General features: G+C 65.2%; 24 protein-coding genes. 18 read left to right on the top strand and 6 right to left on the bottom strand.

Features of this window, described 5'->3' with window-relative positions; all coding sequences use genetic code 11:
• Positions 1 to 22 precede the first annotated feature (22 nt).
• Positions 23 to 967 carry a D-2-hydroxyacid dehydrogenase gene (locus D1F64_RS21910; protein WP_117414156.1) on the bottom strand — a complete coding sequence of 315 codons (945 nt, stop codon included), beginning with the start codon at positions 965 to 967 and terminating at the stop codon, positions 23 to 25.
• A gap of 248 nt (positions 968 to 1,215) precedes the next feature.
• Between D1F64_RS21910 and D1F64_RS21905 the strand changes: the two genes are divergently transcribed.
• Together D1F64_RS21905 and D1F64_RS21900 are read left to right on the top strand one after the other, a co-directional pair.
• Complete coding sequence (locus tag D1F64_RS21905; RefSeq protein WP_162901712.1) at positions 1,216 to 2,202, top strand: cupin domain-containing protein; 987 nt, start codon at positions 1,216 to 1,218, stop codon at positions 2,200 to 2,202.
• A 103-nt stretch (positions 2,203 to 2,305) separates the two neighbouring features.
• A complete protein-coding gene (locus D1F64_RS21900; protein ID WP_117414154.1) occupies positions 2,306 to 3,199 on the top strand; it encodes a LysR family transcriptional regulator in 894 nt (297 codons plus the stop codon).
• 4 nt (positions 3,200 to 3,203) lie between these two features.
• On the opposite strand, the gene D1F64_RS21895 is transcribed toward D1F64_RS21900, so the two are convergent.
• The gene (locus D1F64_RS21895) at positions 3,204 to 4,004 is read right to left on the bottom strand and encodes an IclR family transcriptional regulator (RefSeq protein ID WP_162901711.1); all 801 of its coding nucleotides are present in this window, start codon (positions 4,002 to 4,004) and stop codon (positions 3,204 to 3,206) included.
• Between the two features lie 193 nt (positions 4,005 to 4,197).
• On the opposite strand from D1F64_RS21895, the gene D1F64_RS21890 reads away from it, so the two are divergent.
• The 12 genes from D1F64_RS21890 to D1F64_RS21835 all read left to right on the top strand — a co-directional run bounded on the left by D1F64_RS21890 (position 4,198) and on the right by D1F64_RS21835 (position 13,951).
• The gene (locus D1F64_RS21890; RefSeq protein ID WP_162901710.1) at positions 4,198 to 5,034 is read left to right on the top strand and encodes a cyclase family protein; all 837 of its coding nucleotides are present in this window, start codon (positions 4,198 to 4,200) and stop codon (positions 5,032 to 5,034) included.
• Between the two features lie 56 nt (positions 5,035 to 5,090).
• A complete protein-coding gene (locus D1F64_RS21885) occupies positions 5,091 to 5,459 on the top strand; it encodes a cupin domain-containing protein (protein WP_117414152.1) in 369 nt (122 codons plus the stop codon).
• The gene (locus D1F64_RS21880) at positions 5,456 to 6,256 is read left to right on the top strand and encodes an SDR family oxidoreductase (RefSeq protein WP_117414151.1); all 801 of its coding nucleotides are present in this window, start codon (positions 5,456 to 5,458) and stop codon (positions 6,254 to 6,256) included. Before D1F64_RS21885 ends, D1F64_RS21880 begins: the two co-directional genes overlap by 4 nt.
• A gap of 3 nt (positions 6,257 to 6,259) precedes the next feature.
• Entirely contained in the window at positions 6,260 to 7,174 is a 915-nt protein-coding gene (locus D1F64_RS21875) for a 3-hydroxyacyl-CoA dehydrogenase family protein (RefSeq protein ID WP_117414150.1), read from the top strand.
• 43 nt (positions 7,175 to 7,217) lie between these two features.
• Entirely contained in the window at positions 7,218 to 8,510 is a 1,293-nt protein-coding gene (locus D1F64_RS21870) for an ABC transporter substrate-binding protein (RefSeq protein ID WP_117414785.1), read from the top strand.
• A gap of 81 nt (positions 8,511 to 8,591) precedes the next feature.
• Positions 8,592 to 8,891 carry a hypothetical protein gene (locus tag D1F64_RS21865; protein WP_117414149.1) on the top strand — a complete coding sequence of 100 codons (300 nt, stop codon included), beginning with the start codon at positions 8,592 to 8,594 and terminating at the stop codon, positions 8,889 to 8,891.
• 17 nt (positions 8,892 to 8,908) lie between these two features.
• Entirely contained in the window at positions 8,909 to 9,637 is a 729-nt protein-coding gene (locus tag D1F64_RS21860; RefSeq protein ID WP_117414148.1) for an ABC transporter ATP-binding protein, read from the top strand.
• Positions 9,630 to 10,334: an ABC transporter ATP-binding protein gene (locus D1F64_RS21855; RefSeq protein WP_117414147.1), complete on the top strand. Its 705-nt coding sequence runs from the start codon at positions 9,630 to 9,632 to the stop codon at positions 10,332 to 10,334. Before D1F64_RS21860 ends, D1F64_RS21855 begins: the two co-directional genes overlap by 8 nt.
• 1 nt (position 10,335) lies before the next feature.
• Positions 10,336 to 11,199 carry a branched-chain amino acid ABC transporter permease gene (locus D1F64_RS21850; RefSeq protein ID WP_117414146.1) on the top strand — a complete coding sequence of 288 codons (864 nt, stop codon included), beginning with the start codon at positions 10,336 to 10,338 and terminating at the stop codon, positions 11,197 to 11,199.
• Entirely contained in the window at positions 11,196 to 12,224 is a 1,029-nt protein-coding gene (locus tag D1F64_RS21845; RefSeq protein WP_117414145.1) for a branched-chain amino acid ABC transporter permease, read from the top strand. The genes D1F64_RS21850 and D1F64_RS21845 overlap by 4 nt, the downstream gene beginning before the upstream one ends.
• Entirely contained in the window at positions 12,221 to 13,000 is a 780-nt protein-coding gene (locus D1F64_RS21840) for a cyclase family protein (protein ID WP_117414144.1), read from the top strand. Before D1F64_RS21845 ends, D1F64_RS21840 begins: the two co-directional genes overlap by 4 nt.
• A gap of 15 nt (positions 13,001 to 13,015) precedes the next feature.
• Positions 13,016 to 13,951: a 3-keto-5-aminohexanoate cleavage protein gene (locus D1F64_RS21835; RefSeq protein WP_117414143.1), complete on the top strand. Its 936-nt coding sequence runs from the start codon at positions 13,016 to 13,018 to the stop codon at positions 13,949 to 13,951.
• Positions 13,952 to 14,012: 61 nt separating this feature from the next.
• Here the strand turns inward: D1F64_RS21835 and D1F64_RS21830 are convergent, their stop codons facing one another.
• From D1F64_RS21830 to D1F64_RS21820, 3 genes are read right to left on the bottom strand one after another with little or no spacing between them, the layout of a single operon-like run.
• A complete protein-coding gene (locus D1F64_RS21830) occupies positions 14,013 to 15,101 on the bottom strand; it encodes a 4-oxalomesaconate tautomerase (RefSeq protein ID WP_117414784.1) in 1,089 nt (362 codons plus the stop codon).
• Positions 15,098 to 17,113 (bottom strand): tripartite tricarboxylate transporter permease, encoded by a 2,016-nt coding sequence (locus tag D1F64_RS21825; protein ID WP_117414142.1) that lies wholly within the window; start codon positions 17,111 to 17,113, stop codon positions 15,098 to 15,100. Before D1F64_RS21825 ends, D1F64_RS21830 begins: the two co-directional genes overlap by 4 nt.
• A gap of 60 nt (positions 17,114 to 17,173) precedes the next feature.
• Positions 17,174 to 18,265 carry a tricarboxylate transporter gene (locus D1F64_RS21820; RefSeq protein WP_205470578.1) on the bottom strand — a complete coding sequence of 364 codons (1,092 nt, stop codon included), beginning with the start codon at positions 18,263 to 18,265 and terminating at the stop codon, positions 17,174 to 17,176.
• A 147-nt stretch (positions 18,266 to 18,412) separates the two neighbouring features.
• Here D1F64_RS21820 and D1F64_RS21815 point away from each other — a divergent pair, with 147 nt between their 5' ends.
• The 4 genes from D1F64_RS21815 (at position 18,413) to D1F64_RS21800 (ending at position 21,847) form a co-directional block, all read left to right on the top strand.
• A complete protein-coding gene (locus tag D1F64_RS21815; protein ID WP_117414141.1) occupies positions 18,413 to 19,078 on the top strand; it encodes a response regulator transcription factor in 666 nt (221 codons plus the stop codon).
• Positions 19,065 to 20,510, top strand: coding sequence for a sensor histidine kinase (locus D1F64_RS21810; RefSeq protein WP_162901709.1), 1,446 nt, complete (start codon positions 19,065 to 19,067; stop codon positions 20,508 to 20,510). The genes D1F64_RS21815 and D1F64_RS21810 overlap by 14 nt, the downstream gene beginning before the upstream one ends.
• Positions 20,511 to 20,691: 181 nt before the next feature.
• Positions 20,692 to 21,423: a transporter substrate-binding domain-containing protein gene (locus D1F64_RS21805; RefSeq protein WP_162901708.1), complete on the top strand. Its 732-nt coding sequence runs from the start codon at positions 20,692 to 20,694 to the stop codon at positions 21,421 to 21,423.
• Between the two features lie 73 nt (positions 21,424 to 21,496).
• Positions 21,497 to 21,847, top strand: coding sequence for a RidA family protein (locus D1F64_RS21800; protein ID WP_117414138.1), 351 nt, complete (start codon positions 21,497 to 21,499; stop codon positions 21,845 to 21,847).
• Between the two features lie 82 nt (positions 21,848 to 21,929).
• On the opposite strand, the gene D1F64_RS23655 is transcribed toward D1F64_RS21800, so the two are convergent.
• Positions 21,930 to 22,352, bottom strand: coding sequence for a hypothetical protein (locus tag D1F64_RS23655; protein ID WP_162901707.1), 423 nt, complete (start codon positions 22,350 to 22,352; stop codon positions 21,930 to 21,932).
• Between the last annotated feature and the right edge of the window lie 33 nt (positions 22,353 to 22,385).

The raw sequence follows: 22,385 nt of genomic DNA, 5'->3' as shown, positions 1-22,385 counted from the left end.
AGAAGGGCGTCGTGGCGACGCGTCATCGGGCAATCAGGTTGTGCATGGCGTCGGGGCGCCCTTCCAGGAAGCACGTCATGTTTCGTTCGATGACCGGCAGCGCCAGCTCTTCGTATTCGTTGCAGAAACCGGCGATATGCGGCGTGACGAAAACGTTGGGCATGTCCCAGAACGGACTGTCGGCAGCAAGCGCGCCGCCGGCGAAGACATCGAGCGCCGCCCCCGCAATGCCGTCCGCGCCGAGCGCCGCGATCAGCGCCCTCTCGTCGACGGTTTCGCCGCGGCCGATGTTGATGAAATAGGCGGATGGCTTCATCCGCGAGAACACCGTTGCGTCGAAGACCTGTGCGTTGTCCTCGCTCCCGGGCAGGATGTTGATGACGTAGTCGGCGCGCGCGACGCATTGCGGCAACTGGTCGAACGTCGCCAGCTCATCGAAGCCATCGACCGCGCGCGGGGTGCGGGTGATTCCGATGGTGTGCATGCCCAATGCCTTCAGCGCCGATGCCACAGCGGATCCGGAGACGCCGGTGCCCGCAATGACCGCGGTCTTGCCGTCGAGCAGCGGCCAGGGGTGGCGCTGCCAGTGATGGTCACGTTGGTTGCGCGCGAGCCGGCCCGCATTGCGGTTGACGGCCAGCATCATGAATAGCGCCGATTCGCGCATGGGGGCTGCGTGGATCCCGCGCGACGATGTGAGCAAAACCTCGCGGCGCAATGACTGGCACCGCAGGAAATGATCCACGCCGGTCGCCAGGGACTGGATCCATTTCAGCCCCGTCATGCGCTTCAGAATCGCGTCGTTGATGCCGATGCCGAAGGCGATCAGCACATCGAAGTGATCGAGATCCTCGGGCAGCTCGGATGCGGAGGCAACGGCGGTCACAGTGACGCCGGTGAAGCGTTTGCGCAGTTCGGCGGCATAGAAGGCGCCATGCGTTTCGATGATCAGGACCTGTGTCGGCATGGCCTCGTCCGGGCGATTTTCGGGATGGTCAGCCTAGTCGGCGGCGGGAAGCGCGGGTAATGCAATTTTGTTATGTGTCCGGCAATGAAAGGTATAGCAAAACAAGCGGTTATTGCACGACAGACGAAATTTTCGATTTTACAATAGCAGGCATGAAACCGTCGCAAGAGACGGTCTTTTCAGCCCGGCCGTATGAACAACGCCGGTGCCGGATGAACAAATGTCATGCCACGGGGAGGGCAGAGGTCTTGGATACGGCGTCCTATTATGCGGTGAACCGCACGCGTGAGAAAATCAGGACGCATGGGGCCGTCTTCAGCCTCAATGACGGCGTGGAGACGCGCATCAACGGGATTCATACCCGGCTGGTCATCTGGCCGGGCGTCGGCCCCACCGAATCGAGCCTGCATGTGATGATCGTGCAGCCTGGCGACGAGAGCCCGCTGTATCGGCTCGGCATGTCGGACGAGGCGATGGTCTGTCTGTCGGGCAGGGGCGAGGTCTTCGTGCGCGGCGAATGGGCCGAAATCGAAGCGGGCGATGTCGCCTATTTTCCCGCCGGCGTCGCGCACGGCGTGCGCTGCGCGAAATCGGCCGGTCAGGATTTCATCCTCGCCAACGCCATTTCACCGCCAAATCTCGACATTTATGCCGGCACGGGATTCATCTCGCCGGAATCCCGGCAGTTCAATTTCGACGCGATCGATCTTGCGGTGCGCAACGCACAAGCGGCCGGCAGCAAACTTGGACCGCTGCCTTCAAACGAGACCCATCTCAACGAGTCCCATCCGCATCTTCGCGCCTGGAACCTCGATGCCGACGACGTGCGGCGCAATGGCGGGTTGTTCAATATCTACAAGGGCGCCAAGTCGCCTGTCGTGGTGCCGCTGCGGCTGATCCTGTGGCCGGGGCATGGCGGCAGCGCGCTGGTGGGCTACAATTGCGTGGTGCATCAGCCCAAACAACTCTTCGACATCCACATTCATCCCGTCTCGCCCGAGCGCATCATCGCGGTGAAGGGGGAAGGGCTGTTCTATATCGAGGATGCCTGGATCGAGGCGCGTGAGAACGACGTGCTGGTGGTGCCGGCCAGCATTCCGCATGGCACGGCGGGCAGCGAGAAGACCGACGGCACCTTTGTCTGCGCGGGTTTCGCCACGCCGCCGCAGCTCGACCTGATCCTGGCGTCGGGCTTCTACGAGGACGGCGCATTCACCCGGCCGGAGTTCGGCTAGGGTGCCAGTAAGGTGACCTCGGCCGGCCGATTGTTCTCGTCTGTGAAAAATCGCAGTATCGGCCGGCGGACGATCGCCGGTCCGCTTGCTTCAGGACGCATCCATGGAATCGCGCGCGCTTCGCCACTTTCTCGCCGTCGTCGACCACCGCAGTGTGACGGCGGCGGCGGAGGCGCTGCACATCTCGCAGCCGGCTCTGACCAAGAGCATCCGCAATCTTGAGGACAATCTCGGCGTCGAGCTGTTCGAGCGGCTGCCCAACGGGGTGGTGACAACGCGCTTCGGTCAGGCTCTGGCCAAGCGGGCGCGGCTGATGTCGCTCGAATATCAGCATGCCATCGCCGACATCGCGGCGATGAAGGGCGGGCATTCGGGCACCATCAATATCGGCGCCGGTCCGGTCTGGCTGATGCACTATCTGCCGCCGGCGATCGCCGCCTTCCATGCTCAGCAGCCGAACATGCAGATCAACGTGCGCGGCGGCGTGCTGGACACCATGCTGCCGGAACTGCTCGGCGGGGAAACCGACATGTTGTGCGGCTCGCTGGATTTCCCCGCTCATCCGGAGGTGGTCAAGGAACATCTGTTCGACGTCGAGCACGTGATGGTGGCGCGGCACGATCATCCGCTTGCCGGGCTTGAGGAAGCGCGGCCGGAGGACCTGCTGGAGTACCCATGGGCGATGCTCGCCGGCGACCATATCGGCCGCAGCCATATAGGCTCGTTCTTCTCCGCCAACGGTCTGCGGCCGGCAAACGCGCGTCTTCAGGCGTCGTCGATCCTGTGTATCCTGCAGACGGTGAAGGGCAGCGACTTTCTTGCCAACGTGCCCAAGCCGATGCTGGCCTACGCCGACATGATGGGCATCGTGCCGCTTGCGGTGCGCGGTACCTTCTGGCACTACGAGGCCGGTGTCGCCTACCGTAAATCGACCAACCCGTTTCCCGCCGTCAATACGATGACGGGCATCATCCGATCGCTCTATTCGCAGCCGTGATTTCTCACGTGCCGAGCACGCCGCGGATCTTGTCGCGCACCGCCAGGATGCGCGGCGCGAGCGCGTCCCTGCGTTCGGCAAAGCGGTGGCTGGGGACCGGGATTGACAGCGCGTAGATCGTGCCCGCGGTATCACGGAAGGCGGCGCCCACGGCGCTGATGCCGATCGTGTTTTCTTCCAGATCGAACGCAAGGCCGCTTTCACGGACCTCGGCGAGTTCGGCAAACAGGCCGTCGAAGGTTGTGTGGCAGTTTCCTGTCGGACACGGGAAGGGCTCATGCAGCAGGTCGAGGATTTCGGTGTCGCGCATCAGTGACAGGGCCGCCTTGCCGTTGGCCGTGCTGTGCAGCGGAAACACCTCGCCGACGGCGGAGACCGCGCGCAGCCGTTGCGAGCCGACGACCTGATCGACGAAGACCAGATGGTCCTTGCGCAGCACCGCCAGATCGATGGTTTCCTCGGTCTCCTCCGACAGCAGCCGCAGGTAGGGATGGACGATCTCCACCAGGTCGATTTTCGAGTTCGCCGCCAGGGCGATCAGCTCCGGCCCCAGGCGCACGCGGCCGGTGGGCGAGGCGGCCATCAGCAATCGCTCGGCGGCCAGCGCGTTGACGATCCGCTGGACGGTGGAGCGCGGCAAGCCGACCCGGTCGGCGATCTGGCCGAGGCTCAGGCCTTCCGGCTCGTCGCGCAGGCTCCGCAGCACGCTGGCGGCGCGCGATATCACCTGGATGCCGTTGGCCGGATGAGCGCGAGCCTCCGTTGGGGTGTCTGGATGCTCTCTCACATCAAGTCCTTCGGTCATCGGTGCGGGCTCCAGGTCCGATTGTCTTGCGTCGTGCCGCGGACAGACGCGGGCGTTGACGGGCCTCATTCCATTCGGTGGCGATCTCGTCAATGCATATTGACAGGCTGTATCATATAGCAATACGCTTGTACCACAATGTGGTTATTGTCAGCCTGAGGCAAAACAGGTGGCACCAGGGAGGACGCGCAGCATGGTCAAGGTTCGTGGCATCGAGTTCGAAGGCAACCTCGACAATACGATGGGTCTGGAATTCTACAATCTGTCCCATCGCTTCGGGTTCCAGAACCCGAACTGGCCGTACTTCGAAGACACGAAAATCGAGCGCATCCACTATATGGCGAAATCCGGTGTGCTGTCGCAGCGCATCACCACGACGATGCACGCCACCACCCATATCGACGCGCCGGCGCATGTGGTGCAGGGCACGCCCTTCATCGATGAAGTGCCCCTGCCGCACTTCTTCGGCACCGGTCTCGTCGTCTCGCTGCCCAAGAAAAAATGGGAGCCGATCACCGGCGAGGATCTGGAGAAGGCCTGCGGCCATGCCATCCGCAAGGGCGACGTCCTGATCATCAACACCGGTTGGCACAAGCAGTATGAGGACGGCGACTATTTCGCCTATTGCCCGGGCTTCGTGCCCTCGGCCGGTGACTGGATGGTGGAGAAGGGCGTCAAGGTGGTCGGCCACGACACCCAGGCCAACGACCATCCGCTGGCCACCGCCATTGGCCCGCAGCGCAACGGGCCGCTGCTGCCGCATCTGGCGGCGGAATACAAGGAATGGTCCGGCGGACGCGACTGGGCGGACGATTTCCCCGAGTGGGAGCCGGTGCACAACATTCTCTTCAAGAACGGCATTCTGGGCATCGAGAACGTCGGCGGTGATCTCGACGCGGTCACCGGCAAGCGCTGCACCTTCGCCTTCTTCCCGTGGAACTGGGATCGCGGCGACGGCTGCATCATTCGCCTCGTCGCCATGATCGACAAGGGGCAGGGATACCGGATCGAGCCGGGCGAGGCCTTCTGACCGGCCAACCTTTCGATCCGACGCGCGCAACACGCAATTCCCGGGGAGGAGAGTGCATGCAGTTCAAACGCTTCGCAGACGCGCAGCCCTATGACGCGCCCAACCACCGCGATGTGGTGGGCCTGCGGCTGCAAGGATTCGAGGACGGCGGCCCGGAGAACCAGTGGGTGGGGCTGTCGCAGTTCCTGCCCGGTGGCGGCGCGGGTCCCGATTCAACGCCGTTCGAGAAGGTCTATGTCGTGCTCGACGGCGAGATGACCGTGATCGTCGGCGGGCGCGAGACCGTGCTCGGCACGTACGATTCCTGCACCATCGCCCCCGGAGAGGTGCGCGAGATCATCAACCGGCAGAACACAGTCTGCACCATGCTGGTGGTGATCCCCTATCCGCCGGGCGGCCGTCCTGGAACGGGAGCGGCGCAATGAGCGACTTTCTCAAGAACCCTGCGGACCTGTTCGACGTGAAGGGCAAGGTCGCGATCGTCACCGGCGCGTCCGGCGCCTTCGGCGCGCTGGCGTCGAAAATTCTTGCCGGGGCCGGTGCGCGTGTCGTCGCGGTGGCCGGTAATGCCGAGGCATTGGACCAGGTGGCGGGCGAATGCCGGGATCTGGGCGCGGAAGTCGCCACCGTCAACGCCCGTCCCGACAGAGAGGCGGCCTGCGACGGCATCGTCGCTGACGCCGTCAAGGCCTTCGGGCGGGTGGATATCCTGGTGGTCGCCTCGGGCAAGAACGACGTCTGCAAGATCACCGAGATGGACCCCGTGCGGTTTCTCGATGTGATGGACGCCAATGTCACCCAGTCGTGGCTGATGGCGCGCGCCGCCGGAAAGCGCATGCTGGAACAGGGGGAGGGCGGCAAGGTGGTGCTGATGTCCTCGGCGCGCGGGCTGCTCGGCCATCCGGCCGGCTACACCGCCTATTGCGCGTCGAAGTCCGCCGTCGACGGCATGACGAAGGCGCTGGGCTGCGAATGGGGCGAGAGCGGCATCACCGTCAATGCGATCGCGCCCACCGTGTTCCGTTCGCCGCTGACCGCCTGGATGTTCGAGGAGACCGATCAGGCGCAGGCCGTGCGCAAGGGGTTTCTGGCCCGCGTGCCCAAGGGGCGGCTGGGCGAGCCTGAGGATCTGGCGGGGCCGCTGCTGTTTCTCGCCTCCAGGGCATCCGACTTCTACACCGGGCATATTCTCTATGCCGACGGCGGCTATACGGCGGGCTGAGGCATGACGGAAAAGGCCCGTATCGGAATCATCGGCGCCGGGCTCATGGGCCACGGCATCGCCCAGGTCTTCGCCGTGGCAGGCCACGACGTGCGGGTGCACGATCCCGTCGCCGAAAGCCTGGCCACCCTCAAGGAGCGCATCGCCGCTAACCTGCGCGATCTCGATCTGGATCCCGCGGCGGTGGAGCACGTCTCGCCGGCGGCGACGCTCGAGGATGCGGCAGGCGATGCGGACGTCGTCTTCGAGGCGGCGCCGGAAAAGCCGGAGCTGAAACAGGCGATCTTTTCAGCGCTTGAGCAGGCCGCCCGGCCGGACGCCATCCTCGCCTCCAACACCTCGGTGATTCCGATCGGCATCATCGGCGGGCATCTGGAAAGCCGGCACCGGGTCGTCGGCACCCATTGGTGGAACCCGCCTTATCTGGTGCCGCTGGTTGAGGTGGTGCAGGGCGCGGGCACTTCGGCGGACACCGTCGCGCGGATGATCGCGCTGCTCACCTCCGTCGGCAAGACGCCGGTGCATGTGAAAAGGGACGTCGCCGGCTTTGTCGGCAACAGGCTGCAGCACGCCCTGTGGCGCGAGGCCATCGCTTTGGTGCAGGAGGGGGTTTGCGACGCGGAGACCGTCGACACGGTCGTCAAGGCCAGTTTCGGCCGCAGGCTCGCCGTGTTGGGGCCTTTGGAGAACGCCGACCTGGTCGGCACAGATCTGACGCTGGACATCCACCGCAATGTGTTGCCCCATATCGATCATACGCCGGGGCCATTGCCGCATCTCGAAGAGCTTGTGGCATCCGGCCGGCTGGGAATGAAATCAGGAGAAGGTTTTCGGACGTGGACGCAAAAGGAGCAGAAAGATCTCCGCGCCCGTGTCCTTGGTCACCTGAAGAAGGCGGCCGCGCAGGCGGGTGAATAGAGGGCGCCCGTTCATAACGCACATGCAATCCTGGGAGGAAACCATGGCTCGCATATCGCATGGAATGAAGCATGGGGGCGTCGACCGGCGCACGCTGCTCAGGGGCGGCGCCGCGGCGCTGGCGCTGCCGGCTATCCTGCGGCACAGCCGCGCCTATGCCGCCACTCCGACGCTGAAGATTGGCCATGTCAGCCCGATCACCGGGCCGCTGGCCGGCTTCGGCGAGGCCGACGCGCATATTCTCAAAGGCATCCGCGAGACGTTTGCCGGCGGCATCGAGAATAACGGCAAGACCTGGGCGATCGAGATCATCGAGAAGGACGCCCAGTCCAATCCCAATCGGGCGGCGGAAGTCGCCTCCGAGCTGTTGCTTGGCGATGAGGTGGACATTCTCGTGGGCACGGCGACGCCGGACGTCGTCAACCCGATCTCCGATCAGGCGGAAATCAACGAGGTTCCGTGCATCACCACCAACTGCCCCTGGCAGCCATATTTCTTCGGCCGCAACGGCGATCCCGCGACGGGCTTCGACTACACCTATCACTTCTTCTGGGGGCTGGAGGACGTCATCGGCGCCTTCACCGATCTGTGGGACCAGCCGGGCGTCGGCAAGAGCGTCGGCGGACTGTTCCCCAACGATGCGGACGGCAACGCCTGGGGCGACGCCAATCTGGGCTTTCCCAAACCGCTCGCCGCCGCGGGCTTCACACTGACCGATCCGGGCCGCTATCAGCCCATGTCGGATGACTTCTCCGCCCAGATTTCCGCGTTCAAGGAAGCCGGCTGCGAGATCGTCACCGGCGTGATGATCCCGCCGGATTTCGCCACCTTCTGGTCGCAGGCGGCGCAGCAGGGGCTTAATCCGAAGATCGTCACCATCGGCAAGGCGCTGCTGTTTCCTTCTGTGATCGACTCGCTGGGCGACCGGGGCGACGGGCTGACGACGGAAATTTGGTGGTCGCCGAGCCATCCGTTTACCTCAAGCCTCACGGGCCAGAGCGCGCGCCAGCTCGCCGACGGCTATGTGGAGGCGACGAACCGGCCCTGGACGCAGCCGATCGGCTTCCAGCACGCGCTTTACGAGGTGGTGGCCGATGTGGTCAAGCGCGCGGCCGATCTGGAGGATCCTGCGTCGATTCTCGAGGCGGTGCGCACCACCAGCCTCGACACGATGGTCGGCAAGGTCGACTGGTCGAACGGGCCGGTGCGCAACGTCTCCAAGACGCCTCTGGTGGCGGGCCAGTGGCAGAAGGCGGGCGACGGCTATGATCTGGTGATCACCGCCAACAAGCATGCTCCCGAGATCCCGAAGACGGGCGAGCTCAAGCTGCTGTAAGCCTGCGCGGCGTCGCGGCTTCTGCCGTGACGCCGCGCGCATCCGACCGATCACACTTCATCCCAGCCGGGGAGGTCTGCCGTGGAGGCGGGACTGCTGTTGGACAATGAGACAGTGCCGGCGCGGGGCGGCGCGACGTTCGAACGCCGCAATCCGGTGTTCGGCGAGGTGGTCACATTGGCCGCGGCCGCCAGCGCCGAGGATGCAGTGATGCCGGCCGATTCCGCGGCGTGCGCCTTCGTGGGCTGCTTGTGGACGGCGCCCAATGCGCGGCGCGATACTCTGCTGGAAGCCAGCCGCCTGCTGCTTGCGCGCGCCGACGCCTTCACCGAGATCCAGTGGGTGACCATTGAGGATCCCGACCAGCATCACCCGATCTAAGCCCGGCATCAGGCGTCATGGAAAAAGCACTGCATCTCAAGGGTGTCTCGAAGGCCTTCGGCGCCGTCGTTGTGGCCGACTCGCTGGATCTGGAGCTGGAGGCCGGCGAGGCGCTCGGCGTCATCGGGCCGAACGGCGCGGGCAAGACGTCGATGTTCAACCTGATCACCGGCACGCTCAAGGTCGATCGTGGCGAGATCCTGCATTTCGGCAGACCGATCGCGCATCTGCCGGTGGCGGCGCGGTGCCGTCAGGGGATCGCACGCTCCTTCCAGATCCCCAAGCCGTTCGGCGACATGAGCGTCTATGAGAACGTGCTCACGGCGGCGGCCTTCGGCGGTCCCTGCGGGGAAAGGGCGGCGAGCGGCCGCGCGCTGGAAGTGCTGGAGCTGACCGGACTTGCGCCGAAGGCCAACGCGCGCGCCGGATCGCTGACGCTTCTGGAGCGCAAGCGGCTGGAACTGGCCCGGGCGCTGGCGACGGACCCGAAAGTCCTGCTGCTCGACGAGATCGCCGGCGGGCTCACGGAACGCGAATGCGCCGCGCTGATCGCGGTGATCGGCGACATCCGCGCGACCGGCGTGTCGCTCATCTGGATCGAACACATCGTGCACGCGCTTCTGGCGGTGGTCGACCGTCTCGTGGTGATCAACTTCGGCGTGAAGATCGCGGAAGGCGACCCTCACGAGGTCATCCGCTCGCCGCAGGTCGCGGAGATCTACATGGGGATCGCCGCCGATGCATGAGGCCCTGCTCGAGGTGGAGGCGCTCGACGCCTTCTATGGCGACTTTCAGGCCCTGTTCTCGGTGAGCGCGACGCTGCGCCAGGGGGAGGCGCTGGCGGTGATCGGAGCGAACGGCGCGGGCAAGAGCACGTTGCTCAAGACCATCACCGGGCTGCTGCCTTGCGAGGCCTCGGCTGTCCGCTACCGGGGCGAGGCGATCGGCGGGCGCGTCGCCAATCGCATCTCGGGGCTTGGAATCGCGATGGTTCCAGAAGGCCGCCGTCTGTTTCCGTCTCTCTCTGTGGAGGAAAACCTGCGGATCGGCGGTGAGCGCGCGCGGCCCGGCCGCTGGCGGCTGAAAACCGTCTACGACCTGTTTCCCGTCCTGGCCGAACGCCGTAACGCGCCCTCCACCGCGCTGTCGGGCGGGCAGCAGCAGATGGTCGCCATCGGCCGGGCGCTGATGTCCAACCCGGAACTGATCCTGTTTGACGAGATCAGCCTCGGTCTGGCGCCCGTCGTCATCCGCGACATCTACGATGCGTTGCCGGCGATCATCGGCGAGGGCACCTCCTGCATTCTCGTGGAGCAGGATATTTCGCGCGCGCTGTCTGTCGCCGACACGGTCATCTGCATGCAGGAAGGCCGTGTGTCGCTCGAGGGGAAGCCGGCCGATCTGACCCGCCAGGCCATTTCGGCCGCCTATTTCGGAGAATGACGTGGAGTGGATCAACGCCATCGTTCAGGGAGTGCTGCTGGGCGGTCTCTATGCGTTTTTCGCCGCCGGTCTGTCGCTGATCTTCGGCGTCATGCGGCTGGTTAACATCGCCCATGGCGACCTGATCGTGTTCTCCGCCTTTGTCGCGTTGAGCGTGGTCGAGGGCACCGGGCTCAATCCGCTCGGCTCGCTGGCCGTCGTCGTGCCGCTGATGGCGGTCATCGGCTACGGCTTGCAGCGCGGCATCCTCAACCGCACGCTGGGCAAAGACCTGCTGCCGCCGCTGCTGGTCACCTTCGGTCTGTCGGTGATTATCCAGAACGGCCTGCTGGAGATCTATACGGCCGACAGCCAGAAGCTGGACGCCGGCGCGCTGGAGGTCGCCAGCCTGTCGCTTGGCGGCATCTCCGTCGGCGTGCTGCCACTCCTGATGTTCGCCAGCGCCATCGCGGTGATCGCCGGATTGCAGGGCGTGTTCTATCGCACAGCACTGGGCCGCGCCTTTCGCGCCACCTCGGACGATCCGGAGGTCGCCCGGTTGATGGGGCTCGACAACAACCATGTCTACGGCCTCGCCATGGCGCTTTCCATGGCGGTGGTGGCGGTGGCCGGCGTGTTTCTCGCCATGCGCACCAATTTCGATCCCTCCACCGGGCCCGCGCGTCTGATTTTCGGCTTCGAGGCGGTGGTCATTGGTGGCTTGGGCAACCTGTGGGGCACGCTGATCGGTGGCGTGATTCTGGGTGTCGCGCAGACGATCGGCGCGCAGATCAATCCCGGCTGGCAATTGCTCGCGGGGCACATCGCCTTCCTGGTGGTTCTCGCCTTTCGTCCCAGGGGTCTGTTGCCGAGGATGGAGGGGTGAGCGTGACTTACACGATCGAAAGGGCCACGCGCGCCAGCCGTATCAGCGCCGTCACTTTTGTGCTGCTGGTGGGCGCGCTGGCGGCGGCGCCGCTCTGGGCGGGCCGCTCGGACATGCGGCTGATGGCGGAACTCTACAGCTATCTGGCGCTGGCCAGCCTGTGGAACCTGCTGGCGGGATACACGGGACTGGTCTCCGTCGGCCAGCAGGCGTTTGTCGGTTTCGGCGGCTACATGCTGTTCGCGCTGGCGATGTTTTTCGGTGTTCATCCGCTGGCGGCCATCCCGCTGGCGGGGGTTCTCTCGGTGCTCGTGGCGGCGCCCGTCGGCGCGCTGATCTTCCGGCTGCGCGGGGCCTATTTCGCCATCGGCACCTGGGTGGTGGCCGAGGTCTTCCGGCTTGTCTTCGCGCAAGTGCAGTCGCTCGGCGGCGGCTCGGGCATCAGTCTGCCGATCGGCGTGGTCAAGGCCCTGGCCTCAAGCCGCGACGGGCGCGAATGGACCGTCTACTGGCTGGCGCTGGCGCTGGCGGTGGCCGTGTTGCTGCTGGTCTACTGGCTGCTGCGCTCCCGCCCCGGCCTCGCGCTGACCGCCATCCGCGACGACGAGACCGCGTCGCAGAGCGTCGGTATCGACATCTGGCGCACGAAATTCATGGTCTATCTGGCGACCGCGGGCGCTACTGGCATGATCGGCGCGCTGATCTTCCTGCAAAAACTCCGCATCTCGCCCGACGCCGCCTTCTCCATCAACGACTGGACGGCGTATGTCATCTTCATCACGGTGATCGGTGGTATCGGCCGGATCGAGGGGCCGATCGTCGGCACGCTGGTGTTCTTCGCCCTGCGCGAAACGCTGGCCGATCTCGGCACGGTTTACCTGCTGATCCTCGGCGCGGTCGCCATCGCGATCATGCTCAAGGCGCCCAAGGGACTTTGGGGTTACATTGCCGACCGCAGCGGACTGGAACTGTTTCCCGTGCGCCGCCGGGTGGTGGCGACGGGCGCGTCGGAGGGGACGTCATGACACGTAGGATTGTTGATCTCTCGGTCGCGCTGGAGGCGGGCATCGCGTCCGATCCGCCGATGATGCTGCCGCAGATCGCCTATCACGGGCATGCTGAGACGGCGGCGCAGATGGCGTCGTTCTTTCCCGGTCTCACGCCGGATCAGCTTCCCGGGGGCGAGGGCTGGGCGGTGGAGACGCTGACGGTCTCCACCCACAACGGCACGCATCTGGACGCGCCCTATCATTTTCATTCCACGATGGGCGGCGGCAAGCGCGCGATCACCATCGACGAGGTGCCGCTGGAATGGTGTTTTTCGCGCGGCGTGAAGCTCGATTTCCGGCATTTCGCCGACGGGCATGTGGTGAGCGCGGCGGAGGTCGAGGCGGAACTCGCCCGCATCGGCCATGAACTTGAGCCCCTCGACATCGTGCTGGTCAACACCAGCGCCGGCGCCCGCTACGGCGCGGACGACTATCTCGCGGCCGGTTGCGGCATGGGCCGCGAGGCGACGCTCTATCTGACCGAACGCGGCGTGCGCGTCACCGGCACCGACGCCTGGAGCTGGGACGCGCCTTTCGTTCACACCGCACGGGCCTTCGCCGAGACCGGCGATCCGTCGATCATCTGGGAAGGTCATCGGGCTGGCATGGTCACCGGCTACTGTCACATCGAAAAGCTCAGCAATCTGGAAAGCCTGCCGCCGCACGGGTTCGAGGTCAGCTGCTTTCCGTTCAAGATCAAGGGCGCCTCGGCGGGCTTCACGCGCGCCGTCGCCATCATCGACAAGGAATAGGGAGCCTACCGGCACATGAAGAAGAGCAACAAGGTCATCATCACCTGCGCGGTGACCGGTGGCATTCACACGCCGACCATGTCGGAGCATCTGCCGGTGACGCCCGACGAGATCGCGACCCAGGCGATCGAGGCGGCGGAAGCCGGTGCCTCGATCCTGCATCTGCACGCCCGCGACCCGAACGACGGCCGCCCGACGCCGGATCCGGCGGTCTTCATGGAATTCCTGCCGCGCATCAAGCAGAGCTGCGACGCGGTGATCAACATCACCACCGGTGGCGGGCTCAACATGACGGTGGAGGACCGGCTCGCGGCCCCGCTCAAGGCCGCGCCGGAAATGTGCTCGCTGAACATGGGCTCGATGAATTTCGGCATCTTTCCGCTCGCCGACCGCTATCCCACCTTCAAGCACGACTGGGAGGAGCCGTACCTGCGGGGTACCGACGACTTCATCTTCCGCAACACGTTCCGGGATATCGAGCGAATCCTGAAGATGCTCGGCGAGGAGCACGGCACGCGCTTCGAGCACGAGTGCTACGACACCGGCCATCTTTACAATCTGGCGCATTTCGTCGACCGCGGCCTGGTGAAGCCGCCGTTCTTCGTGCAAATGATTTTCGGCATCCTCGGCGGCATCGGGCCGGACATGGACAATCTGATGTTCATGAAGAAGACGGCAGACAAGCTGTTCGGCGACGACTACCAGTGGTCGGTGCTGGCGGCGGGACGGCACCAGATGCCGTTCGCGACCCAGGCCGCGATGATGGGCGGCAACGTGCGCGTGGGGCTGGAGGACAGCCTGTTCATCGGCCGCGGCGAGCTGGCGAAGAGCAACGCCCAGCAGGTGGCCAAGATCGGCCGTATTCTCAAGGAACTCGGCCATGAGATCGCCACGCCGGCGGAAGCGCGCGCGATGCTGCAGCTCAAGGGCGGCGACAGGGTGAATTTCTAGATCAAGCGCTTCAGAGCAAGGCATCCCGCACCCTGTTCAAGGCGCGGGATGCTGATCGTTGTTATTTCGACCAGGCGGCCTGCGGGATCATCAGCTCGCCGCGAGCCAGCAGACGGGCGGTGCGCAACAGGCCTGCGGATTTCAGAGTGAAATCGGCGCCCGAGCCCTCGTAGTCCACGGTCACGTCGATGATGCCCGAGGGGTGCTCGATCTGCACCAGCGCGGGCGTGCCCGTGGGGAGATCTGCGAGACCGTCGGCGACGGTGCCTTCGCGCAGCACACAGGACGCCAGGCATTGTGCGCCAGTGACCGCCATCGAGGGATGACAGTTCCACGGCATGAAGTAGCGCGCGCTCACGGTGCCGCCGGAGCGCGGCCGCGACAGCAGGCCGAATTTCGGCATCACGGACTTGCTGACGTCGCCCATGCCCATGCGCTTGCCGGCTTCAAGCCGAATGGCCTCCATCCGCTCCATGAAAGGGCGGTTGGCGTCCAGTTCCTCGGCTGTTTCGTAACCCGTGAGGCCGAATGCGTCCGCGCGTGCGATGGTCAGCGGCATGGCCACATCCATGCAGGTGACCTCGATGCCGTCGATCTCGTCGCGCAGATTGCCGGTGGGCAGCAGGGCGCCCGTGGCGGAGCCGACCACATCCATGAAGTTGAGAAGCACCGGCGCGGCGCCGCCCGGCACGCCGTCGATTTTGGCGTCGCCAGCGTATTCGACCGCGCCGTTCGGTGTCTCGACGATGGCTTCCACCCGCGCGTTGGTGTTCACCGCGCGGATGCGCACCCGGGTGGTGTCGCCCGCGGGTTTCACGAGACCCATTTCCAGCGCGGCCGGTCCGACGCCGGAGAGGATGTTGCCGCAGGTCGGCTTGTAGTCGACGAGCTGATCCTCGACCGACACCTGGGCGAAGAAATAGTCGACATCGGCCCATTCGTCGTCGGACGGCGACAGCATGGCGACCTTGGTGGTCACGGCGGCGCCACCGCCGATGCCGTCGATGTTCAGCGGATGGCCGGAGCCCACCGCCGCCACCAGAACCTTCGACAGCGTGTCGAGATCCTTGGGCAGGTCCGCGCGGTTCATGTAGGGGCCGCGCGACGTGCCGCCGCGCATGAAGAGGAACGGTACGGCTGTCTGGGTCATCGAAGTGGCCATGGTAGATCGATTGCGGATTGCAGCAATCCCGGGGGAAAGTCGCGGTTCAGAACCCAGCCCATGCCTATCATGAAGGCGATGCCGGCTCCCGAGAGGAGGAAGACTTTGAGCCAGGAGATGCCTGCGCGTATACGAAGGAATACAATCAGGAACAGGCTCAGTGCAAGGATGAAACCGATCAGCGTGCACAGCACCAGAAGGGCGGCGAACCATGCCAGCGTCGTCCACAGCCCGTGCGGGGCGTCCTTGTCCTCGCCGGCGAACTCCCGGTCGGCGAAGACCGCGTCGTCACTCGGTGAGCGGATCATGCGGATCAGCACCGAGAAGCAGGCGAGCAGGGAGATCGCCGAAATCGTGGCGGGGAAGATCATGTCGGTCGTCTGCTTGATCGACATGGCGTCGAAGAAGCTCACCGCGAGATAGGTCATGACGACCAGCAGGAACAGGAACGGACCGGTCTTGTGGCCGGCGGCGACCTCGCCCTCCGAGCGGATCATCTTGGCCTGTCGGATGCCGAAGAAGATCGACACCGCGGTGATCACGATGAGCGTCAGCACGATCGGCGTGAAGATGTACGACAGGCCAATCTCCATCGATCTCTGGAACTTGAAACTCGCCACCTGGTAGGCCTGGTAGCTGTAGTTCTCGGCTTGCGTGGAGAGTACGAAGCCGATCAGGAAGGCGGGGCGCGACCAGTTGAACCGGCGCAGCATGATGCCGAGCAGGCCGACCGAAAACAGCGCCACGAGATCGCCGATATCCTGCCGCGACTGGAAGGCGGCGAACGAGATCAGCATGAACAGGAAGGGCGCAAGCAGCGCGAAGCGGATGGTGGTCAGCTTGGCGATGCCGCCCGAAAGCGCGATGCACAGGCCGGCGCCGAGCACGTTGGCGAGCGCCAGCGACCAGACGATCGTGTAGGTGACGTCGAGGTTGTTGGTGATCATCTGCGGCCCGGCTTCATAGCCGAGCAGCGCCATGCCGCCGATGAACACGGCCATCGAACCGGATCCGGGAATACCGAAGATCAGCGTGGGGACCAGTCCGCCGCCTTCCTTGGCGTTGTTGGAGCTCTCAGGGCCGATCACGCCGCGCACGTCGCCGGAGCCGAAACCGTCCTTGTCCTTGGCGGTCTGCACCGTGTGGCCGTAGGCGATCCAGTCGACCACCGAGCCGCCGAGGCCGGGAATGATGCCGACGATGACGCCGATCACCGCGCAACGCACGGACAGCCAGATGTTCTGCCACCAGTCGCGCAAGCCCTGCGTCCAGCCCGCGCCCAGCTTCGCGTCCTTGGCGATCGACGTGTCCTGGCGCAGCAGCGAGATGATTTCGGGAATCGCGAAGATCGACAGGCCGACGATGACCAGCTTCAGTCCGTCATACAGATAGTCCCATTCGTAATAGCTCATGCGCGGCGCGCCGCCGGCGTCGCCCGCGCCGATGGTCCCCACCATGAGTCCAAGCCCCGCCGAGGCAAGGCCCTTCATGGGAATGCTGCCGGCGAGAATCGCCACCATCGACAGGCCGAGGATGGTGATCATCAGCATCTCGGGCAGGCCGAAGGCGAGCACGATGGGCCGGGCGATGAGAATGAAGAAGGTCAGCACGAGGGCGCCGAGCAGGCCGCCGAACAGCGACGAGGCGAAGGCGGCGGACAGGGCGCGCGCGGCCTCGCCCTTCCGCGCCATCGGGAAACCGTCGAGCACGGTCGCCTGGCTGGCGGACGATCCGGGGATCCCCATCAGCACGGAGGCGAATGTATCGGATGTGGGAATGACGGCGACGAGGCCGACCATCAGGGCAAGACCGGAAACGGGTTCCATGCCGTAAATGAACGGCAGCACGAGGCTGAGGCCCGCGATGCCGCCGAGGCCGGGAAACACGCCGACCGACAGCCCGAGCAGAACGCCGAGGATGAGATACATCATCTGCTCGGGTTGAAAGATAAGCGCGAACGCATCCGATAGGGCCGGAAGGGCTGTGGCTAGGATATCCATGTTGGTTCTCGCTGAAAGCCGGGAAACGGCGGCGCGCCAACCGGCGTGCCGCCGTGCATCCTACTTTATTTCGACGCCGTAGCGATCCTTGAGCCAGTTGAGCACGAATTCCTTCGCTTCGTCATCGACCGCGATCGCATCGCGCAGCGCGGTCTTGGCGCCCTTGCCGGTCATCTGCGGGTAGATGCCGAGGTTCGTCTCGGAGATCTTGGCGAAATCTTCGCGCGCAATGACCTTGGCGAAGGCCGCCGTGTAGGTGTCGATCATTTCCTGGGTCGCGCCCTTGGGCAGGAACACCATCTTCTGGGCCGGGAAGCCGGCGATGAAGAAGGCCTTCCAGGCCTTCCAGGCGCCGCCGGAGGGCTCCTCGCCCTTCATCTGCGTGTAGACTTCCTTGAAGGTCGGCAGATCGGGGAAGGTCGGATCCCGGACGATATTGCCGTCCTCGTCCAGCGCGCCCCAGGTCATCATCGGCACGGCCTGACCGGATTCCACCAGCGGCGCCACGCCCTTCAGGAAGGACGAGGACGTCTGGTAGTCGATGTTGGCCTCGCCACGCTCGAACATCAGGCGTCCGTCGCCGCGGCCCTTGATGCCGAACACCGGCTCGACCTTCAGGCCCAGCATTTCCCACGCCAGCAGCGGCACCAGGTCGAGACGCGTCGCGCCCTGCGAGCCATAGATGAAGTTCACGTCGGTGATCGAGTTCGGGTCGGCCTTGAATCTGGCGCCCAGGTCGGTGGGGAGATAGGACACGCCGCCGGTACCCGATGCCAGGACCACGTTCCAGTCCTTGTATTCGTAGCGCACGCGCGGATCGCCAAGCAGATAGGGGAACTGGGTGGAGCCGGAGGTGCCCAGGATGGTCAGGCCGTCGGGTCGCGCCTGCTTCTGGAACCAGTTGGCGCCCTTGGTGGAGCCGGCGCCGGGCATGAATTTCACAACGACGGTCGGGTTGCCGGGCAGCGCCTCGGAGAGCAGCGGGGCGTAGAAATTGGCCCATTTCGCGGAGCCGCCGCTTTCGGAGAAGGGAATCACGAACTCGACGGTCTTGCCGGAAAGGTCGAACTCCGCCTGCGCGGGAACAGCGAATGCCACTGCGGCGGCTGCCACGACGCCAAAGGACGCGCGCCGTGTAATCGTTGAAACCATGGGTACTATTCCTCCCGAGTGCCATTGGGTCTGTGCCGGGTCCCGCATTCGGGGCCGGCGGCAAAAGAAATTCGGCCGGCGTTCGTCACGGGCCGCAATTTGTCATATATCAGGGCAAGCTTGCAGCAGCCTTTCAGGGGGGACGCGTTGCGGATCGCGATCATTGAAGACAACAAGGTGCTGGCGCGCGGGATCGGGCACCGGTTGCGTGATCAGGGACATGCGGTCGATATTCTGTATCTGGGCGAGGAAGGCGACGCGTTCCTGATGGAGCATGGCGCGGACGTGGTAATCCTCGACATCAACCTGCCGGATCTGAGCGGGCTCGATGTGCTGCGCCGTCTGCGCGGCCGCGGCGACGCGGTGCCGGTGTTGCTGCTGACGGCGCGGGCGGAGACCAGCGACCGGGTTGCGGGACTCGATCTCGGCGCGGACGACTATCTCGTCAAGCCGTTCGAACCGGATGAGCTGGAAGCGCGTCTGCGCGCCTTGTTGCGCCGCCGCCCGTCCGAGCGCCCTCTCTATGAGGAGATCGGCACGTTGCGGTTCGACCGCGGTGCGCGCCGGCTGTCGTCGGGCGAGACGCTGGTCGAGCTGCCGCGCCGCGAACTCGCGGTGCTGGAATGCCTTGTCGACCGGCGCGGCCGGCTCGTCTCCAAGGCATCGCTGACAGATCATGTCTACGGCGCGGGCGCGGACGTGGAGGATACGGTGGTCGAGATCTACATCTCCCGGCTTCGCAAGCGTCTCGAACCGTTTTCCGTGCGGATCCGCACCGCGCGGGGCCTGGGATATCTTCTTGAGAACGCGTAGCGGCGGCGAGACATCCGCCGGGACGCGGGACACTATGGTGCGGTCGACCTCGCTGCGCGCGCGGCTGATGATCGTCATTCTGGTGCCGCTGGTGCTGATCTCGCTCCTTGCCGGGTTCTGGCGGTTCACGGCGGCGCGCTCGACATCGGAACTCCTGTTCGACCGCACCCTCGTCGCCCTGACGCTGGCGATTGCGCGCGACGTCGTCGTTTCCGGAGGCGACGCCCTGTCGCCCGCGACACTGGATCTCATGCGCGACACCAGCGGCGGCGGGCTGTTCTACCATGTGAACGGACCCGACGGCGTGTTCCTCACCGGTTACGCCTACCCGCCGGCGATGCCGATCGACTTCAAGGCGGTCACGAATGTTCCGGTGCTTTTCGAAGCGGTCTATCGCGGCGGCGCGGTGCGCGTCGCGCGGCTTTCCGAAATGGTCACGTTTGACGGCGTCTCCGGATATTCCACCGTCACCGTGTGGCAGAGCATGGCGGCGCGTGAGGCCTTTGCCCTGCAATTGGCGTTACGCGCCGCTCTGGTGATGGGCCTGTTGATTGTCACGGTCGGCGGTGTGGTGTGGTTCGGCGTGAACATCGGGCTCAGACCGCTGATCGAACTCGAGGGCGCGATCGCCACCCGCTCGCCGGACGATCTCAGCGTCATTCGGCGCAGGGTTCCGGTCGAGGTGTCCGGGATTGTCGATATCCTCAACACGCTGTTTGGCGAGGTTTCCAGGGCGATCGTCACGCGCAACCGGTTCATTTCCGATGCCGCGCACCAGATGCGCAATCCGGTTGCGGGCATTCTGTCGATGGCGGTCGCGGCGCGCGACGCGCCCAGTGAGGCGGAACGCCGTTCGCGCAGCGGCGAGCTCGTCGAGGCGGCCCGGCACGCCAGTCGCCTGACCCAGCAACTGCTGTCGTTCGAGCGCGTGCGCGGCTTGGCCGACAAGAACCGCTTTCAGCGTGAGGACCTCACGGATCTGGTGCGGGGGGTGTGCCGGCGCAATGTCGCGCGCTGCTTCGAAAACGGCGTGGAACTCGCCTTTGAGGACCACGCGGCCGATTGTCCCGTCGCCGTCTTGGCGGATCGGGTGATGCTGCGCGAAGCGGTTCAAAACCTGATCGACAATGCGCTTGCCCACGCCGGCCCTGAAAACACCGCCATCGAGGTGAGTGTCGCTGTCGAGGGAGCGCACGCATCGGTGACGGTTCGGGACTTCGGACGCGGCCTGGCGGTCGACCAGATCGAGACGGCGTTCGAGCGCTTCGGTCAGCTTGACGGCGGCGAAGGAAGCGGGCTCGGGCTTGCCATCGTCAAGGAAACCGCGCGGCAGCACGGCGGCGTCCTCGCGGCCGTCCCCGTCGAGCCCGGCGCCAGCTTCACGATTTCGCTGCCCGTATCCGGCCCGGATCCGGAAGAGCCCCGGATGTGAGCTCTCGGCAGGCCGTGTTCATTCGGACCGGATGCGGGGAACATGCGCAAGCCGAGGAAAACATTGCAACGCGCCCCTTTGTCAGCTGCTGGCTGTATTTTTGGTCGATGCGGCTTGCGAATTCGTCTAGATCATGTCGCGTCCGGGAGACTCGTGCCGGACGCGATCTGATCTGGGGGGAATGATGGCACACACTCTGTCGCATGTGCGCGAAGTATTGGCGCCCAAGGGGCGGCTTCGCGTCGCGATCAATCTCGGCAACGCGGCGCTCGCCATGCGCGACGAGGCAACCGGCGAACTCGGCGGCGTCAGTGTCGTGCTGGCGCGTGAACTGGCGGGGCGGTTGGGCGTCGAGGCCGATTTCGTGACCTTCAATGGCGCGGGCAAGGTCTTTGCCGCCATCGACACCGACGAATGGGACATCGGCTTTCTGGCGATCGATCCCAAGCGCGCGGAAAAGCTCAGCTTCACGTCGCCTTACGTGATCATTTCAAGCAGTTATGTGGTGCCGGAGGCCTCGCCCTTCCGGTCGTGCGCCGAGGTCGACAGTCCGGGCACGCGCATCGCTGTGGCCAAGAACGCGGCTTACGATCTGTGGCTGGCGAAACACGCCAAACACGCCGAGATCGTGCACAACGACGCGCCCGGCACATCTCTGCAGATGTTCATCGACGAGGGGCTCGACGCGGGCGCCGGCGTGACGCAGGTGCTGCACCGCTTCGTCGCCGAGCACCCCGGCTACCGGGTGCTGCCCGACAGTTTCGCCACCATCGAGCAGGCCATGACCGTGCCGGCGAAGAACGTGGGCGCGGTTCCGTTTCTCAGCGCCTTCATCGAGGAGATGAAGCAGTCCGGCTTCGTGCGCGCGGCGCTGGACGCCAGCGGCCGTACCGAGGTCGCCGTCGCCCCATAGGCGGCGAGACGGCCTTCTTCCAGGTAATCAACAGCGGGTCCGCGATGGCGGCCGCACCTCAGGAGTATCTCCCATGAGTGACATCAAGCGGATCGAGACCAACACCCGCATGAGCCAGGCCGTGATCCACGGCGATCTTGTCTATCTTGCCGGCCAGGTCGGCGCGCCGGGCGAAAGCGTCACGGCACAGACGAAGGCCGTGCTGGCCGGCGTCGACCGGCTGCTGGCGGAGGCCGGCACCGACAACACCCGCATGCTGCAGGCCACCATCTGGCTCGCCGATATGGCGGATTTCGCGGAAATGAATGCCGTTTGGGACGCCTGGGTGCCGGCCGGCAATGCGCCCACCCGCGCCTGCGGCGAAGCCAGGCTCGCCACGCCCGACTACAAGGTCGAGGTGATCATCATCGCGGCGAAGAAGTAAGGCGCGTCAATCGCGCGAAATCCGTATCCGCCGCTGGTTCGGCGGCGGATACGGTTTGTTCGACCGACCTCGTCAAAGCACGCTACGCCGCGCGGCGCAGCCGCCTCTTGCTTCCGGTTGACTGAGCGGGCGGATGATCCGTGGTCGGCCTCGATCGCCGGTCGAGAGGGCGGATCCGGGGCCTTGGATTGGACGAAGGCGCCTCCACCAGCGCGTCCGGCGCGGTCAGACGCCAGGCGAAATACCCAAGCAGCGCCGCGCCCATGCCGATGATGATGAAATCCGGCGCTTCCAGCTCGGCGAGAAGCGTCGCAAGCTCCGCGAAGCCTGTCACCAGGAAACTCACCGAGATAGCCAGCCCCGCTATCGTGACGACGGTTACCGCCGTCGCTGTGGCCTCGTTCCGCGTCCACGCAGGGGGATCGGGCCGGCGGTTGACACCGCGGGCCCACGAAAATAGGAGCACCGTTGCGGTCAACAGACCAGCACCCCATACACCGTTCATGATTGTCTCCGAAGAACCGGCGCAGCGAAACGA

The sequence above is a fragment of the Breoghania sp. L-A4 genome (genome assembly GCF_003432385.1).
Lineage (GTDB): Bacteria > Pseudomonadota > Alphaproteobacteria > Rhizobiales > Stappiaceae > Breoghania.
Note: the sequence above shows the minus strand (reverse complement) of the source record. Positions and strands in the feature narration are given on the sequence as shown.